Raw genomic sequence first — 16,732 nt, forward strand, 5'->3', positions numbered from 1 at the left:
CAATATTTATTCTCATTTGCCTCTTTTTATAGTGCTGTAATCAGCATGTTACAGAATCCTCATGCTCTCTAGATTTTTTATTGAACGACCTATTTTTGCTGGGGTGCTTGCCATTATTGTGATGGCGTTTGGTTTATTCGCGGTGATGAGTTTGCCGGTAGAACGCTACCCTGATATTGCACCGCCCCGTATTACTGTCGCTACAACCTATAGTGGTGCTTCAGCAGAAACAGTAGAAGAAAGTGTTACCCAAGTTCTTGAGCAACAAATCAAGGGCTTAGATAATTTATTATATTTTAGTTCGAGTAGTGATGCCTCCGGGCGGGCACGAATTAGCATTAGTTTTGAAAACGGTACTGACCCAGATACAGCTCAAGTGCAAGTGCAAAATGCCATTAATGGCGCACTTAATCGTTTACCTGAAGATGTAAAACGCCAAGGGGTTAATGTCTTTAAATCCTTAGGCGACACCCATATGGTAATTGGTCTATATGATGAAACCGCCAAAAGCAGCAACATTGCGTTGTCGGATTATATGCTGACCCATTTGGAACAAGAGTTAGCACGCGTTGATGGTGTCGGTGAGGTTGACGTATTTGGCTCGCAATATGCCATGCGTATTTGGCTTAACCCGCATCAACTGCGCCAATATAATTTAATACCAAGCGATATTCGGGCAGCCGTTGAAGCGCAAAATACACAAGTGGCTGCCGGTGCCATTGGTGAATTACCAACAGCAACTGAACAATATCTCAATGCCAAAGTCACCTCAGGGAGTCGTTTACGCACCGTAAAAGAATTTGAAGAGATTATTTTAAAATCTAGCCAAAATGGTGAGTTTGTTTACTTAAAAGATGTGGCCCGTATTGAACTTGGTGCAGAAAATTACCAATCTTATAACACCATTAATGGTTATCCATCGGCGGGGATGGGGATTTCCTTGTCTTCAGGTGCCAATGCGATTGCCACCGCAGCATTGATTGACCAACAGGTGGAGCGCTTAAGAAAACAACTGCCTGAAGGATATAAGATCGTTTATCCACGCGATAACACCCCATTTGTGAAAGAGTCGATGAAAGAGGTAGTAAAAACCTTATTTGAGGCGATTATTTTGGTGGTGATCGTGATGTTCATCTTCTTACAAAATTGGCGTGCCACCTTAATTCCCACCATTACGGTGCCTGTGGTGATTTTAGGTACCATGGCAATTTTATATCTGCTCGGGATGAGTATTAATACGCTTACCTTATTTGCCTTGGTACTTGCGATTGGCTTGTTGGTAGATGATGCAATTGTGGTGGTCGAGAACGTAGAACGTTTGATGCATGAACAAGCCATGACGGCCAAGCAAGCTGCTATTGAATCGATGCAGGAAATTAGCGGCGCCTTGGTCGGAATTACTTTGGTTTTAACTGCTGTATTTATTCCAATGGCATTTTTTGGCGGATCGACGGGGGTCATTTACCGCCAGTTCTCCATTACATTGGTAGCGGCCATGAGCTTATCATTGGCTGTGGCATTAATTTTAACGCCTGCTTTATGTGCCTTAATTTTAAAACCTCAAACCAAGCAAGCCAAATGGGCAATCTGGTTTAATCAAACATTAGACAAGCTAAAACAGCGCTATTTAGCCTTAGCGCGCGCTACGATTCAATATAAGCTCATTACCTTGGTGGTATTTATCGGTCTACTTGGCGTATTTGCCTTATTTTACCGCGCTTTACCCACCAGTTTTATTCCCAGTGAAGACCAAGGGATTTTGAGTGTGCAGCTTAAATTACAAGATGGTGCACCTTTATCTAAAACCCGTGAAGTGGGCGAAGAAATTCGTGAGTATTTCTTAAGTCAAGAAAAAGACAATGTTAATCTGGTCATGCTGCGTTATGGGCGTAACTTCTCGGGTTCAGGACAACATTTGGCCCAAGGTTTCATTGCATTAAAACATTGGGATGAACGCCGTGGTCAAGAGAATTCTGCTCAAGCAATTCGCGAACGTGCATTGGCGCATTTTAAAGCGCATCCTAATGCACAAATTAATATGATGCTGCCGCCATCAGTCAATGGTTTAGGCCAAACGGATGGGTTGAGTTTTTGGCTACGTGATGTTGAAGGGCAAGGTCGTCAATATTTAGATGCGCAATTTACACAGTTACAAAGCCAAGCACATCACTATAACAGTTTTGAAAATTTGGATAAAAAATCTAATCCTGAAAAAGCCGAGCTCAACGTCAGCATTGACCAAAAGCAAGCGATGGCAGCAGGCTTAACCCAAAATGCGATTAACTCGACTTTATCAGCGGCATGGGGCGGTAACTACATTAATGACTTTATTGATCGTGGGCGCATTAAACGGGTGATTATGCAAGGTGATGCAGAATTTCGTGCTACACCTGAAGATTTAGCCCAGTGGTCGGTGCGTAACAGCCATAACCAAATGGTGCCATTTAGCAATTTCTCTACTTTAAGTTGGAGCGGTGGTCCTGAAGTGGTGAATCGTTATATGGGCTACTCTGCGTTAGAGATGGAGGCTGATCGGGCTAAAAATAGCAGCACCGGTCAGGCCATGTTGGATATTCAAAATATGATTGATGACTTAGGCGGTGTTGACCTGTCATGGAGCGGTCTATCTTTTGAGGAACAACGCTCTAGTAATCAAGCTATGTGGTTATATCTGATCTCAATTGGCTTTATTTTCTTATGCCTTGCAGCTTTATATGAAAGTTGGTCAATTCCTGCCGCTGTGATGACCGCAATTCCATTGGGTGTTGGTGGTAATATGATTTTTAGTTATTTGGCAGGTTTTCCAAATGACATTTATTTCCAAATTGCCTTACTCACCACCATTGGTCTATCGTGTAAAAATGCCATCTTAATTGCTGAATTTGCAGCATTGGCACAAGCGCGTGGAGTCAATGTGATAGAAGCGGCGATTGAGGGGGCAAGTTTACGGTTACGTCCAATTTTGATGACTTCACTGGCCTTTGGTGCCGGCATTGTGCCATTAGTCTTAGCCAGCGGTGCAGGCGCAGCCAGCCGTCAAGAAATTGGCACCAGTGTTTTGGGCGGTGTGATTTTTGGTACTGTATTGGTACTGATTTTTATTCCGTTTATGTATGTACTGATTCGTCGCAACACCAAGCTAAAGCCAATAACAGAGTAAATCTTTAAAGGGATGCGCAAGCATCCCTTTTTTTATCGCTATCTAAGGGCGGTAAAATCTGTTTGAATAAAGTTAAACAATGCTAAAAAATTGCGATGAATCATATAAAACAACAGATATTGCAGCGTCTCAAGCAAGATCGAGCCAACGAGTTAGATACGCTTTTTGCAACACGCCATCATCAAACCATTAGTGATGCTGTAGCGGAATTAAGCTTGGCTGAGCAAATTCAAGTACTGTGCAACAGCCAACAACGTGGCCGCATTTTTGAACATTTACCGCATGCTATGCAAGTACAATTGGCACAGCATTTACATGTGCAAGATTTAAGTGGCATTGTAGAGCAGATGCATTCTGATGATCGGACCGATCTTTATCAGTTATTAGCGCCCGATTTACAGCAACAACTACGAAAACATCTACCACCACAGATACAGCAACAGCTCAGTGAGTTGACCGCCTATCCTGATTTTTCAGCCGGCTCGATTATGAGTTCTGACTTTGTCACACTTGCCCCCGATATGAGTATACAACAAGCAATTGAGGCGTTACGCCAAGTTGCTGCGGATCGTGAAACCTTAAATTTGATTTATGTGGTTGATGTTGCACAGCAGTTGTTAGGGGTAATCTCACTGCGACAAATCATTCAGGCTGAGCCTAGTATCAAGATTGCTGAGGCCATGTGTCAGGATCTAATTTATGCACATGTTGAAGAGGATCAAGAACAGGTGATTCGACGACTGGCACATTATGATTTTTTGGCTTTGCCGATTGTCGATGCACAACAACGTCTTGTGGGTATTGTGACCTATGATGATGCCATGGATGTGATGCGTGCTGAAACTGATGAAGATTTTTTAAAGGGCAGCGCCGTGCAAAATGAGGGCAGTTTAAGCCTCAAACATGCCTCAATTTTCACCCTATATAAAAAACGTGTCTTTTGGCTGGTCATTTTAGTCTTTGGGAGTTTATTGTCAGGTCTAGGGATTGCCCACTTTGAAGAGATTATCGCCACGCATATTGTATTAGTCTTTTTCTTACCGCTGCTGGTGGGCAGTGGCGGCAATGCTGGTTCACAATCTGCCACCTTAATGGTACGTGCTTTAGCCACTGGAGATGTGGAGCTTAAAGACTGGTTTGGCTTACTTGGACGTGAAAGCTTAGTGGCACTATGTTTAGGCGCTACCATGGCCATTGCAGTGTCTATTTTAGGCTATATCCGCGGTGATATCATGGTGGCGGTTGTTTTGGCATTTAGTATGATGGGCATTGTGTTGTTAGGCGCACTGATTGGTATGAGCTTACCGTTTATTTTAAACAAACTTAAACTTGATCCTGCCAGTGCCTCAGGGCCACTCGTGACCTCAATTTGTGATGCAACAGGCGTAGTGGTGTATTTATTTATCGCCTCGCAACTGTTATTTTAACTTGAGGAAATCCATACATTTTTATGTGCTTTCAATAGCATTTATACATCAAGGTCCACTATGCCAACAGCACAGCAAGCGAAAATGTCACGCCAAGAAGTTATTCGCCTAGAGCGAGATTTGGCTAAATTTGCCACTATGATGGACTCATTGGTGCGGATTCCATTTACCAAACAGGGCGTAGGCGCTGATGCAGCTTTAAGTACCTTACCTGTGGCTGGAGATCTTGCCGGTTTTGCTTTGACCTGTTATGCCATTTATAAGGCCCGCCAAATTGGCGTGCCACAGCATAAGCTTAATCCCGTGATTAAATTGGCTGTGATGGATGCAGTGGTTGGCTTTATTCCTGTGGCGGGTACAGTGTTTGATGTCTTTATTCGCCCGAGTAAAAGAGCCTTAAATGTGGTGCATGAACATATTCGCGAAGAATATCAAATCCAAAGCGATCATCACATTGTGCATCCATTTTTACATGAAGAATTAGAAAAAAAGCAGCAACATTCAAAGTTTTGGCGTCATCCTGTTGTGGCTTGGCTTTGGGTGCACATTCCTGATTTACTTGGTGCATTGTTTATCATTGTTTTTTTAGTGGCACTGTATTTTGGCGTGATTGGGTTAATCAATATATTTGGCCATTAAAAAGCCCCCTAGAGAGGAGGCCTTTTAATCAAGCAACTTCAATTAAGGACAATCAAGTTGTTGTAAAGCTGCTACACGTTGTTCAATGGTCGGATGGGTTTGGAATAAAGCGGCTAAGCTAAATCCTTGTTCTTGACCGGCTGAAATTGAGAATGCCTTCATTTCTTTTGGCATTTGATCTGGCATTTCAGTTTCTGCTTGTAAACGAAGTAAAGCAGAAATCATGGCTTGTTTACCAGCTAAGCGTGCACCTGCTTCATCGGCACGGTATTCACGGTAGCGCGAGAACCACATCACGATGGCTGAGGCTAAAATACCAAATACAATATCGAGTACAATGGTAATGGCAAAATAGGCAAGACCAGGGGCTTCACCTTCTTCACGACCAAACACGTTACGGTCAATAAAGTCACCGACAATACGCGCAAAGAACATGACAAAGGCATTGACTACACCTTGTACTAAGGCAAGTGTCACCATGTCGCCATTGGCAACGTGACCGATCTCATGGGCCAATACTGCACGCAGTTCATCTTTATTCATGCGCTCAAGTAAACCAGTCGAAACCGCAACCAAAGCATCATTTTTGTTCCAACCGGTTGCAAAGGCATTCGATTGATAAGATGGGAAAATACCAACTTCTGGCATCTTAATACCAGCACGTTGAGAAAGCTGCGCAACCTCTTGTAACAACCAAACTTCTGCTTGGTTACGAGGTGCATTTGGGTCAATCAGTTCTGTACCTGTGGTCTTTTTAGCCATCCATTTCGACATGAATAGCGAAATCATTGAGCCGACCATACCAAACACAAAACAGACCACCAACAGGTTGCCTAGATTCAAGCCACCCGCGCCATGGTAACTACCGACACCGAAGAGTGACAAAATAATGCCAGCTACAACCAGTACCGCGAGGTTGGTTAGCAAGAACAAACCAATCCGCATCATTGAGAAAATCCTCTTATCGTAAAAATATAATCTGATTTATGAATGAAAATCATATCTTTCAATATGCGGTGAATGAGCTGAAAATTCAAGAAAAAATAACCAAACTTGAGCAAAAAAATCGGATTAATTGTCAAAAGTAATCGAAGCTGAAGCAATCGCATGACCTGTACTATATGAACCACGTACCGGACGATCAGTATAACTGCCATCAGCTAAACGAATCACCTCACGGCTATAGCTTGGGGTGGTAGTTTGGCTATAGTTGCTCGATTGAGCAATAACTGTTGCACCTTGTGGAGCTTGGCTAGCGTTTTGAATCGCAGAGCGCGGCGTGCTAGTTAAGCCACCCGCATATAGGTTTTGATAGCGGCTATTGACGCGGCGTACATAATCTTGGGTTTCACGAAACGGTGGAATACCCCCGTATTTTTGCACATTCCCTTCACCTGCGTTGTAGCCTGCCAGTGCTAAAGAGGTATTGCCATTAAAGCGTTTGAGTAGCCAGGCTAAATATTTAGCACCCGCCATAATATTTTGCTGCGGATCATAGGCATTAGAGACATTAAAACGTTTAGCTGTGGCTGGCATCAGTTGCATTAAACCTTGTGCACCGACAGGGGAGCGTGCATGTACATTAAATCCTGATTCGGTGTGCATGACAGCTTTAATTAAACCTGCAGAAACGCCATGTGTCTGCGCGGCTTGTTGAATAATATGATCAAAGGCATTTTTATTCCGACTTTGACTCGGGGCTACTGCCGCTTCGTTAGCGCCATAATTACCATAAGAATGAATATTACTGTCAGGATAGAAGGTCTTTTTCTCAACCTTTAAATGTGTGTACTTGGTCTGTTTATTGGTTAATAAAGTGGTGCCGTTCTGATCTTTGAGTTGATAGATGGTTTCCCCAGCAAAACTGAAGCTACTCCAGCATAAGCTCACCACAGTTGTACACATCCCCAAAATGGCGAAGTCGATTTTCATTGTAGTAATTTAAAATCTGTCCCCAAACAATAGCCTTCAGTTTAGCAAAAAAAATCCATCACGAAAGCTCTTGATTGTTTAATTATTAAGTTGTTTATAAAAACGGGTGTTAAAACAGCAGCTCAGAAATAAAAAAAAATTAATTTTTTTTTATTTTCATCGACTTGACATATTTAAGTTATTGATTAAAAACAAATATTAAATTGATCAAAAAATGATCAATTTAAATAGAAGCCTTATTAGATGGGCGGCAGACCTTGTCAAGTGTTAGAGAATCCACAAAGTTATCCACAGCTTTTGTGGAAAAGTGTGTCGAACAACTGTGTTGAGCAAAATTTTGTTGCAAAAATATTAGATTGATTAATTTATCAACCCTTTAGCGACAATTTGATGACAGCACTTGCATTTGGGCAGAATTTACATTCTTTTGCTGCGCTTTAAGCTTGAATCGGCTAAAATTCCGCGTTATTTGTATTTATGGGTTAATCTCGTCTATGTTCTCGCCAGTTGAGTCCAATCAAGGCTTTAATTTTAAGCCAGAACTCCCAACCAGCTCTGCGTACTATCGTCTTTTGAAAAAATTACGCCGTCAGGTCGGTCATGCTATTCGTGATTTTAAAATGATCGAAGATGGCGACAAAGTCATGGTGTGTATTTCAGGTGGTAAAGACAGTTATACCTTACTTGATATCTTGTTGCAGTTTAAGCGTATTGCACCGATTAACTTTGATGTGATTGCAGTCAATCTTGACCAAAAGCAACCAGGTTTCCCAGAAGATGTACTGCCGCGTTATTTAGAAGAAAATAACATTCCGTACTATATCTTAGAAAAAGACACTTACAGTATTACTAAAAAGCTGACTCCAGAAGGTAAAACGTACTGCGCGGTATGTTCACGTTTACGCCGTGGCTCGTTATATGGCTTTGCTCAAGAAATTGGCGCGACCAAAGTGGCGTTAGGGCATCATCGTGATGATATTTTAGCGACTTTCTTCTTGAACTTGTTCCATGGTGGTAGCTTAAAAGCAATGCCACCAAAACTCTTGTCTTCAGACAAAAAGAACATCTTGATTCGTCCACTGGCCTATGTGGAAGAAAAAGATATTATTAAATACGCAGAGATGCGTAAGTTCCCAATCATTCCATGTAATTTATGTGGTTCACAAGAGAATTTACAGCGTGCCATGCTTAATGACATGTTACGTCAATGGGATAAAGAGCATCCAAAACGTCTACACAGCATTTTTGGTGCACTACAAAACGTTTCACCATCGCAACTGGCCGACCGTGACTTATTTGACTTTGAAGCTTTAGATAGCGAACGTGAATTTGACTTTAAAGGTACGTGTACAGTAGATGAAACAGAAGGCGCAAGTAAACGTATTACTATGGTGAACCTAGGCTTTGCTGCTGAATAAGTAATAGGCTTCAATCAATAGGTGTCTTGATGACACCTATTTTTTTATCTTAAAAAAAGCATGGGCTAAATAGGTGATTACATGCTATAAAAGAGTAAAACCATTTTAGCAATAACAGAAATAATTGAGGATGAGACATGCCAGCGTTTTTAACGGATGATTGGTTTGCAACAGTAGAATCATTAACAGCACAGGCGGGCGAGCTGAATTTACCTCCTGCGTTAAATGCCTTAGCCATCAACTTAATTGTCAATGATGCAGCCGGTACGACAGAACTTGCACTGGCAGGTGGTAAGCTGCAAAAAGGTCTCGCTGAACAAGCCAAAACCACTTTAACGATGGATGGTGAAACCTTACGTAAAGTGTTTTTAGAGTTTGATATGACGGCAGCCATGCAAGCGTTTATGACCGGTAAGATTAAAGTACAAGGTGATATGTCACAACTGATGGCTCTACAAACCGCAAAACCAAGTGCTGAACAAAAAGCCTTATTCAAAAATATTTTAGCAGCTACTGCTTAACGCATGTTGCAATAAAAAAAGCTTAACCCTCGGGTTAAGCTTTTTTTTTAGATATTGACCAATTGTGGTGTGGTTTTAATATGCTCTAAATAAGCACGAATACGGGTCACGTATTGTACTGCTTGACGGTAACGACCATTGCTGGCTTTGTTACGATCTAAATAGGCATATAAATTTACCCAGTTATTCGGATCCTTGCCTTGAGCACGGATTTTTTTCTGAATTCCAGCCACAGCACCCGGTCCCATGTTATAAGCGACTAAGGCATACCAGTTACGATCTGGGAAAGGAATATGGCTATAACGACTCAGCATTTGATCATAATACTTCGCACCACCTTGAATGCTTTGCTTTGGATCAGTACGGTTACTGACGCCCATCGCTTTAGCCGTGTTATTGGTCAACATCATTAAGCCACGCACGCCTGTAGGCGAAACTGAATTGGGCTTTAAATATGACTCTTGATAACCAATGGCTGCCAATAAGTGCCAATCTAGGCCATATTGTTGAGCCGTTTGGGTAAAGTTGGTCTTATAAATTGGCATACGATTTTTCAAATCGCGCTGAATAACACGCCATGTTTCAGGTTTGACTACATTGCGGTTATAAAAAGAGGCTAACTGACGCATTGAACCACTTTGTTTAGCACGGCAAACAAAGCCGTTGGCGGTTTCAGATAATGGATCGTCCGCTTGTTTAAATACCCAGTTCAATTCGGTATTTAAGCCATTGCTCTGTAAGCTAGATAAATCACCACAACTGGCTGAAAAAGAAGTCAGTTTTTTTTGCTCAATGCTCGAAACACTCGCAGTGGTCATGGCAAAATTGGCTTTACCTTGCGCCACCCATTTTAAAGCAGTGGCATTATCCTGCACCACTTTAAAATCAAGCTTTACATTTAAACTGTTGGCATAGTTACGTACCAAATCATAACCAAAACCATGTAAATGACGACCATCTTCAAATACAGTCGTTGGGTTGGCCACACTGACCACGGTAAGTTTTTTCTGATTCACAACTTGATCATATTGATGCGCTTTGCTGGCGTTAATGCTGTGAAACGGAATAATGGCTGTTGCAAGTGCAAGTGCTTTTACTGGAAGAGAGGAAGTAACAGATTTAAGGCTAAGCCTCGCGCCTGAGGTTGAACTACTGTGCATGTTGTCTCCGCTACAAGTAATTTATGCCCGTCAAGTCAAAGCAAAGCCTTCACTTGGTCAAGAGTGATAAATTCAATTCGGGGTGGGCAGTCATGAACGTCATTCAAAATGACATGGGAAAAATTGAAAATTGTGTAGAAAAACTACAGTGATTAAAAAATGGACAATAAATAAACATGGCGGCATAATAAATGTGAAAATCCGCCTTGTCAAATTTTGCTGAAAAAATAAATAAAATATAATTTTTAAGTTGTTGATTTTTAATAATATAAAATTTTAAATTTTGCGGATTTGTGTTTTTCTGTTATAAGGTCGACAAAAATGTTTTAAATTTACATACATCTGATTGTCAATTTTCTATGAAATCTAATCTGATTACCCGTGCTGGGCATGACAAACTGGTGGCTGAGTTACAGCAGCTTTGGCATCAAGAACGGCCTGAAATCACTAAAAAAGTCAATTGGGCTGCAAGCCTTGGTGATCGCTCAGAAAATGCCGATTATCAGTATAATAAGCAGCTGTTACGTAAGATTGATCGCCGTGTACGTTACTTAGGCAAGCGTTTAGAAGAACTTAAGATTATCGACTTTTCTGAGCAGCAATTGGGGAAGGTTTATTTTGGTGCTTGGGTTGAAATTGAAAACGAAGCAGGTGAAGTTAAAACTTTAAGAATTGTGGGCGTGGATGAAATTTATGATCACCATCCACAGCATATTTCGATTGATTCGCCCATGGCTCGCGCATTATTGGGCAAACAAGTTGATGACGAGGTGACGGTAGTCACGCCTTTGGGTAAAAAAGTTTGGTACATTAATCAAATTCGCTATGACATGCCTAAAAATTGCTAAATAACGTATTTTTTGCCGGAATTTTGTGCAAATAGCCGAAAAATAGTGAAAAAATATTTGCCAAGCCAACAGAATATTTATATGATAGCGCACATGGAAGCGTGGCAGAGCGGTTTAATGCACCGGTCTTGAAAACCGACGAGGGCTTATACCCCTCCGTGAGTTCGAATCTCACCGCTTCCGCCAAATTCAAAAATCCTCAATCAATGATTGAGGATTTTTTTTTCAAAATGTGTTAAATAGGGCAAAACTTATCTAAAAACTCAAATGTTTACTTTTGAAGCATTTTTTGCTGTAAAAATCAGCAAGCTTGCTAAAAATGGTTTGCCAAATTTAAAAAATCTTTATATGATAGCGCACATGGAAGCGTGGCAGAGCGGTTTAATGCACCGGTCTTGAAAACCGACGAGGGCTTATACCCCTCCGTGAGTTCGAATCTCACCGCTTCCGCCAAATTCAAAAATCCCCAATCAATGATTGGGGATTTTTTTTATATCTCGATTCTGCTGTAAAAGTAGACAAGCCAATATAAATGTGAATAATTATCATTACTTTATTTTTCTCATAAAAAATGAGAATAAAAATTTACTATGATTAGGTCTAATTTATGTTAATGCGCATTAAACAGTTGTCTGTGTCTTTATGGCTGCTCGCCGGCAGTATGACCGTCGGAGCAACACCAGTACTTTTACATTCAGCGCATAACATCGAAGAATATCAACTTAAAAATGGTATGCGGGTGATTTTGGCAGAAAATCCCAAAGAAAGCCGTGTCTATATGAATACCATTTATTTAACAGGCTCACTCAATGACCCACAAGGCAAGGGTGGCTTAGCACATTTACTTGAGCATTTGGCATTTAAAGGCACCAAGGCGGTTGCAGGTGCAGAATTTCAACGTCGTCTTAATCAGCATACACTCTCTAACAATGCCAGTACCAGTTACTATTCAACCCAGTATAGCAATGTGATTCGTGCTGAACAAAAAGCAGTGAATGAGATTTTGCATCTAGAAGCCGAGCGTATGCACAACTTGGTTTTGCAAGAAAAATGGATTGCCGGTGAAATTGATATTGTTAAACGTGAGCGTGAAATACGTTTAGATCAACCCATGGCAGTACTGATGGATCAAATGGTCAAATCAGCCTACGGCAATCAACATTTGGGGCGTTTACCCATTGGTGATCTTAAAGAGCTTGAATCGATTACTTTGCCTGATTTGCAGCAATATTACCAAGATTGGTATGCACCCAATAATGCGGTATTGGTCATGACAGGTAAATTTGATAAAGCTGCAGTATTAAAGCAGATTGATCAACAATTTAGTCCAATTGCCAAACGTGCTTTGCCAGCCGCGGCGGCCAAAATAAAATTTGATTTAAATAATATACAGCAACGTCAGTTTAGTGTCGCAAAAGGCAGTGACTATCTACAGGTGAATTTTTACATGCAGCCTAAGGATCAAACTTTAAGTTATGCCTTATCGTTTGCACCTTATTTATATAGTTTAGAACCGACAGGCAAATTATACGCACCTTTGGTTGAATCAGGCATTGCTACTGGGGTCATGGCTTTAGATGCAAGCGATCAAGAACGTAATGTCAGTGTCATGGCAGCAGTCTATTCACCGCAGCATGATGCTAAAGCGGTGCAGACTAGCTTACTTGCGCAAGTTGAACACTCTCCAGCAAGTTTTAATCATACTGAATTGCAACGTATTAAAGACATGCAAAAAAATGGTGTGGAAAATATCTTAAAAAGCTCAGCAGCAATGTTGGGTCTAATAAGTCATTATGTGGTGGATCGTGAAGGGCAATGGCAAGCTTTCTTTAGTGATCAAGAGAAATTACAAGCTTTAGATGTTAATACAGTAAATCAAAGTCTCAATCAGTTTTTAAGTGCTAAGAATCGGATAAGTGCGACGATTACCCCGACACCTGAAGAGCAAAAACAAGCGGCAACGCAAAAAGCGACTACTCCAGCCAAAACCTTAGATCAGCAAGATGTACCTGAGGTGGCATTCAAAGACGTAAAAACCTATAAAACTGAAGTTAAAAGTTATGTGAAAACTGCAAAACTGAAGCTTAATCAGGTGGATCAACAAATTGAGCGTGGTCGTTTAGAGAACGGTGTTAAATATGCATTGTTTCCAACCACCACGCGTGATGATAAAACCTATGCCACCATTTCTATAGATTTTGGTAACGCAGAGAGTTTATTTAACCGCAGTGAGTTGATTGGCCTGACAGCCTACTTACTCTTGCGTGGTTCAGAACAGTATGAACGTCAAAAACTGATTGATGAGTCTATTCGTGTCAGTGGCCGTGCAAATGTATCAAGCAGTAGTAATAGTTTTACCATTCAGGTGTCTGCCAAAAAAGAGTATTTTGCCGATTATTTCAAATTTATTTTAGATAACTTAAAACAGCCCAAATTTGAAGAGAAAGAGTTTGAACTGATTCGTCAGCAAAGTCTTGCCATGTTAGATCGCGCTTATACTGAACCTGATACGGTGGTTGCTTTAAAACTGGGTCAAATTCTAGAACAATATCAACCCGGAGATATGCGTTATCATTTCGAGCCTGAACTCAGTAAAGCGCAGTTAAAAAAGGCCAGTAATGCTCAAGTGAAAGCTTTTTATCAGGAGTTTTTTAATTTACAGCAGGCACAAGTAGCGGTGACGGGTGAGTTTAATCCCAATACTATGCAGCAATTCTTGGCAAAAGAGTTAGGCTACTGGCCGGGGCAGAGCTCATTTGCTCGTGTGTTGCCGCGTTATAAAGCCTATACCGCACAGCAACATCATCTTTTTGCGGAACCGCGTGAATTTGGCAGTTATGTAGCGATGTTAACTTTACCACTGAGTAGTGAAGATCCCGATTCACCTGCATTCACAGTGTTTAATCATATTTTAGGTCATTCACAGCTTTCCTCACGTCTTGCTAAACAATTACGTGAAAAAAATGGTTTGGTGTATGGCTTTAGTAGTAGCTTAAATACTCATCGAGAGGTGAAGTCAGGGGCTTTAACGATTGCAGCGAATTATTCTGCAGGCCAAGCACAGCAAGTTTCAAAAGCCATACATCAAGTTTTGCGTGAGTTAATTCAAAATGGAGTGACAGCGCAAGAGCTAGAAGAAGCCAAAGCCGCCATTTTAAAACGTCGCGTAACCAATTTGGAAGATGAACGTAATATTCACAAAATGTTAACCAGTCAACTAGAGCATGATGAAAATATGCAAAGCCGAATCCAGCGTGATCAAGCTTTTGCTAAACTCACCACCAAAGATATTCATCGTGTTATTCAAACTTATATTCAGCCCGAGCAGTTAATAGAAGTGATGGCAGATCAATATGGCAAGCCTGAATAAATAAGGCATAAACAAGCCCGCAATTGCGGGCTTGTTTTATTTAGCTTGTTCAGTGAGATCAAACCAAATCATCTGTGCAGCATTCAGTGCTTTAACTTCAGCAATATCACGAAATAACAAAGCATCGCCTGCTTTGACTAGATGCTCGCCAATTTCTACAGCACCACTGATCACATGAATATAGTTAAGACCATATTCAGTTTTAACCGCTAAGATCTGATCTTGCTCCAGTAAAGCAGATTTTACTTCAGCATTTTGGCGTAAATGCATGTGGGCATGCGCTTTAGCACCTGCAATCACATGCCATTGGTTCGGTTGCTTGGTGACGTCACATTCAATTTGTTGATAAGTGGGTACAGCGTCATGCTCATTACTGTGAATCCAAATTTGCAGTAAATGCACCTCTTCATCATAGCGGTTCATCTCGCTGTGCTGAATCCCACTGCCTGCGCTCATCAACTGCCATTCGCCAGCTTTAATATCGCCACTGTTACCCATGCTGTCTTTATGGGAAATGGTACCTTTGAGCACGCAGGTTAAGATTTCCATATTGTCATGTGGATGCGTACCAAAACCTTGCTGACCTGCAATGTGGTCGTCATTAATCACTCTTAAGCTGCTAACACCCATGTATTTGGGGTTATACCAACTGCCAAACGAAAAACTATGTTTGCTGTCTAGCCAGCCCATTTTGACGTGGCCACGATCTTCACTGCGGTGTAAATAAGCGTTCATGTGTCGCTCCATATTTCTTATCTGTTGCTGAGCATTATAGATTGAAGAAATATAAGACTAAAGCCGATAAAAGTGACACTTTGTTCTAAATATGAAACGATCAGGTAAGAAATAAGCCCGCCTAAGCGGACTCATTTGAATTACTCTAAGAATTTAACTGTAACGCCAGATTTGACTTTACTGCCTAAATTATTGGCATCCCAGTTGGTTAAACGGATACAACCATGTGAGTATGATTTAGAAATCATCGATGGGCTTGGTGTACCGTGAATACCAAATGATTTTTTACTTAAACCAATCCAAATATTACCGACTGGACCATTTGGACCTGGTGGTAAAGACAGAGGTTTGGTGTTATTGCCTTGAATAAAATTTGATGGTGAGTAGCTATAATACGGGTTACGCGCTACACCAGTAATTTTATAAGTGCCCGTTGGTGAAGGAGTACTGGTACTGCCAATACTTGCTGGGAAAGAACCAATCATCTGGTTACGGCTGTTAAATAAATACAGCTGTTTAGCACCCTTATGTGCCACAATCAAATGAATATCTTCAGGTAATTTATTGCTGACGTTTGCCACGACAATACGATCACCCACTTTAAAGCCTGATTTTGGATTAAGTTGTTTTAAGAAACCTTCATCCATATGAAATTTTTCAGCCAACATTTCTACCAAACTGGTGTAGTACAGACCTGGCATTTTGGCCTGTAAGGCATAATCGCGTGGAATTGACTTGGCAAATGGACCTTTGGCATCAGCTGCAGTAATGGTGTATTCCACAAAAGCAGGGCGTGAACCTTGTTTGGCAACCAAAGCATCCCAAGTGGCTTTGTCCAGTTCACCTGTTGGTTTTAAGCCGTTGATTTGTTGGAAAGTAGAGATAGCCTTAAGGGTGTTTTTACCACTACTACCATCAATAGCACCCGGTGATGCATATGAATTGCTTAACATCACATGCGCACGTGCGTAGACAGGAAATTGACCTTTACCAATATTTTCATACCATGTGGCATTGTTTAAGCCATCTAGGGTCCAAGAAGCTTTTACAGCAGGTTGAGGCGTAGACGTTGTTACTGTTGGCTCCGATGTTGGTACTGTCGTAGCACTCGCCGGTTCAATTCCTGTGGCTGCATTGATATTTTCAGCTTTTTGTAAATCATCGAGCGTTTTTGACGCTTGATTTAAGTCTTGTTGTTCTTGTTGCGTAATCTGTGCAGAAGAAGCAGTGGTCGCTAACGGATCAATTGGATCAGCTACCGCACTAGACACCACTTGAGGCTTTAATGGTTGTTCAGCAGGCGCTGTGGCAAAAGCCGTACCAGCAAGCATGCAACTTAAGCTCATTGCGAGCACTGTGCGAACGAACATGTAATTCAACCTTAAAATTATTCATTTACATTGATAGAAACGTGACAAGTATTACAGAAAATTGGTTGTTTTGCAGTAGTTGTTTTGTGTCAGGATGCATTTTCCCACTTAGCCTAATCGCTTTTTTGCCACACAAGAAGTTATTCAATTTA

12 protein-coding genes and 2 tRNA genes are annotated in these 16,732 nt (G+C 41.2%); 9 read left to right on the top strand and 5 right to left on the bottom strand.

Annotation, left to right across the window (positions count from 1 at the left end; all coding sequences use genetic code 11):
* Positions 1–61 precede the first annotated feature (61 nt).
* The 3 genes from AC5YCD_RS00535 to AC5YCD_RS00545 all read left to right on the top strand — a co-directional run bounded on the left by AC5YCD_RS00535 (position 62) and on the right by AC5YCD_RS00545 (position 5,226).
* Positions 62–3,160 (top strand): multidrug efflux RND transporter permease subunit, encoded by a 3,099-nt coding sequence (locus AC5YCD_RS00535; protein WP_496128178.1) that lies wholly within the window; start codon positions 62–64, stop codon positions 3,158–3,160.
* A 95-nt stretch (positions 3,161–3,255) separates the two neighbouring features.
* Positions 3,256–4,587: a magnesium transporter gene (gene mgtE, locus AC5YCD_RS00540; protein ID WP_496128179.1), complete on the top strand. Its 1,332-nt coding sequence runs from the start codon at positions 3,256–3,258 to the stop codon at positions 4,585–4,587.
* An 84-nt stretch (positions 4,588–4,671) separates the two neighbouring features.
* Positions 4,672–5,226: a DUF4112 domain-containing protein gene (locus AC5YCD_RS00545; protein WP_496128527.1), complete on the top strand. Its 555-nt coding sequence runs from the start codon at positions 4,672–4,674 to the stop codon at positions 5,224–5,226.
* A 42-nt stretch (positions 5,227–5,268) separates the two neighbouring features.
* Here AC5YCD_RS00545 and htpX read toward each other — a convergent pair whose 3' ends face one another.
* Together htpX and AC5YCD_RS00555 are read right to left on the bottom strand one after the other, a co-directional pair.
* On the bottom strand, positions 5,269–6,174 hold the full coding sequence (gene htpX, locus AC5YCD_RS00550; protein ID WP_496128180.1) for a protease HtpX: 906 nt from the start codon (positions 6,172–6,174) through the stop codon (positions 5,269–5,271).
* Between the two features lie 123 nt (positions 6,175–6,297).
* The gene (locus AC5YCD_RS00555; protein WP_496128181.1) at positions 6,298–7,158 is read right to left on the bottom strand and encodes a lytic transglycosylase domain-containing protein; all 861 of its coding nucleotides are present in this window, start codon (positions 7,156–7,158) and stop codon (positions 6,298–6,300) included.
* A gap of 494 nt (positions 7,159–7,652) precedes the next feature.
* Between AC5YCD_RS00555 and ttcA the strand changes: the two genes are divergently transcribed.
* Both ttcA and AC5YCD_RS00565 read left to right on the top strand, forming a co-directional pair.
* Positions 7,653–8,576 (top strand): tRNA 2-thiocytidine(32) synthetase TtcA, encoded by a 924-nt coding sequence (gene ttcA, locus AC5YCD_RS00560; protein ID WP_496128182.1) that lies wholly within the window; start codon positions 7,653–7,655, stop codon positions 8,574–8,576.
* A 137-nt stretch (positions 8,577–8,713) separates the two neighbouring features.
* Positions 8,714–9,097, top strand: a complete 384-nt coding sequence (locus AC5YCD_RS00565) for an SCP2 sterol-binding domain-containing protein (RefSeq protein ID WP_496128183.1) — start codon at positions 8,714–8,716, stop codon at positions 9,095–9,097.
* A 47-nt stretch (positions 9,098–9,144) separates the two neighbouring features.
* Here AC5YCD_RS00565 and AC5YCD_RS00570 read toward each other — a convergent pair whose 3' ends face one another.
* Entirely contained in the window at positions 9,145–10,257 is a 1,113-nt protein-coding gene (locus AC5YCD_RS00570) for an MltF family protein (RefSeq protein WP_496128184.1), read from the bottom strand.
* A gap of 359 nt (positions 10,258–10,616) precedes the next feature.
* On the opposite strand from AC5YCD_RS00570, the gene greB reads away from it, so the two are divergent.
* The 4 genes from greB (at position 10,617) to AC5YCD_RS00590 (ending at position 14,475) form a co-directional block, all read left to right on the top strand.
* Positions 10,617–11,105, top strand: a complete 489-nt coding sequence (gene greB / locus AC5YCD_RS00575; protein WP_496128185.1) for a transcription elongation factor GreB — start codon at positions 10,617–10,619, stop codon at positions 11,103–11,105.
* 95 nt (positions 11,106–11,200) lie between these two features.
* A tRNA-Ser gene (locus AC5YCD_RS00580) sits at positions 11,201–11,291 on the top strand.
* A gap of 176 nt (positions 11,292–11,467) precedes the next feature.
* Positions 11,468–11,558, top strand: a tRNA-Ser gene (locus AC5YCD_RS00585).
* A gap of 154 nt (positions 11,559–11,712) precedes the next feature.
* Entirely contained in the window at positions 11,713–14,475 is a 2,763-nt protein-coding gene (locus tag AC5YCD_RS00590) for a M16 family metallopeptidase (protein WP_496128186.1), read from the top strand.
* A 36-nt stretch (positions 14,476–14,511) separates the two neighbouring features.
* On the opposite strand, the gene AC5YCD_RS00595 is transcribed toward AC5YCD_RS00590, so the two are convergent.
* Together AC5YCD_RS00595 and AC5YCD_RS00600 are read right to left on the bottom strand one after the other, a co-directional pair.
* Positions 14,512–15,210 carry a pirin family protein gene (locus AC5YCD_RS00595; protein WP_496128187.1) on the bottom strand — a complete coding sequence of 233 codons (699 nt, stop codon included), beginning with the start codon at positions 15,208–15,210 and terminating at the stop codon, positions 14,512–14,514.
* Positions 15,211–15,350: 140 nt separating this feature from the next.
* Entirely contained in the window at positions 15,351–16,580 is a 1,230-nt protein-coding gene (locus AC5YCD_RS00600; protein ID WP_496128188.1) for a L,D-transpeptidase family protein, read from the bottom strand.
* Between the last annotated feature and the right edge of the window lie 152 nt (positions 16,581–16,732).

Source organism: Acinetobacter sp. CY05 (assembly GCF_059515805.1).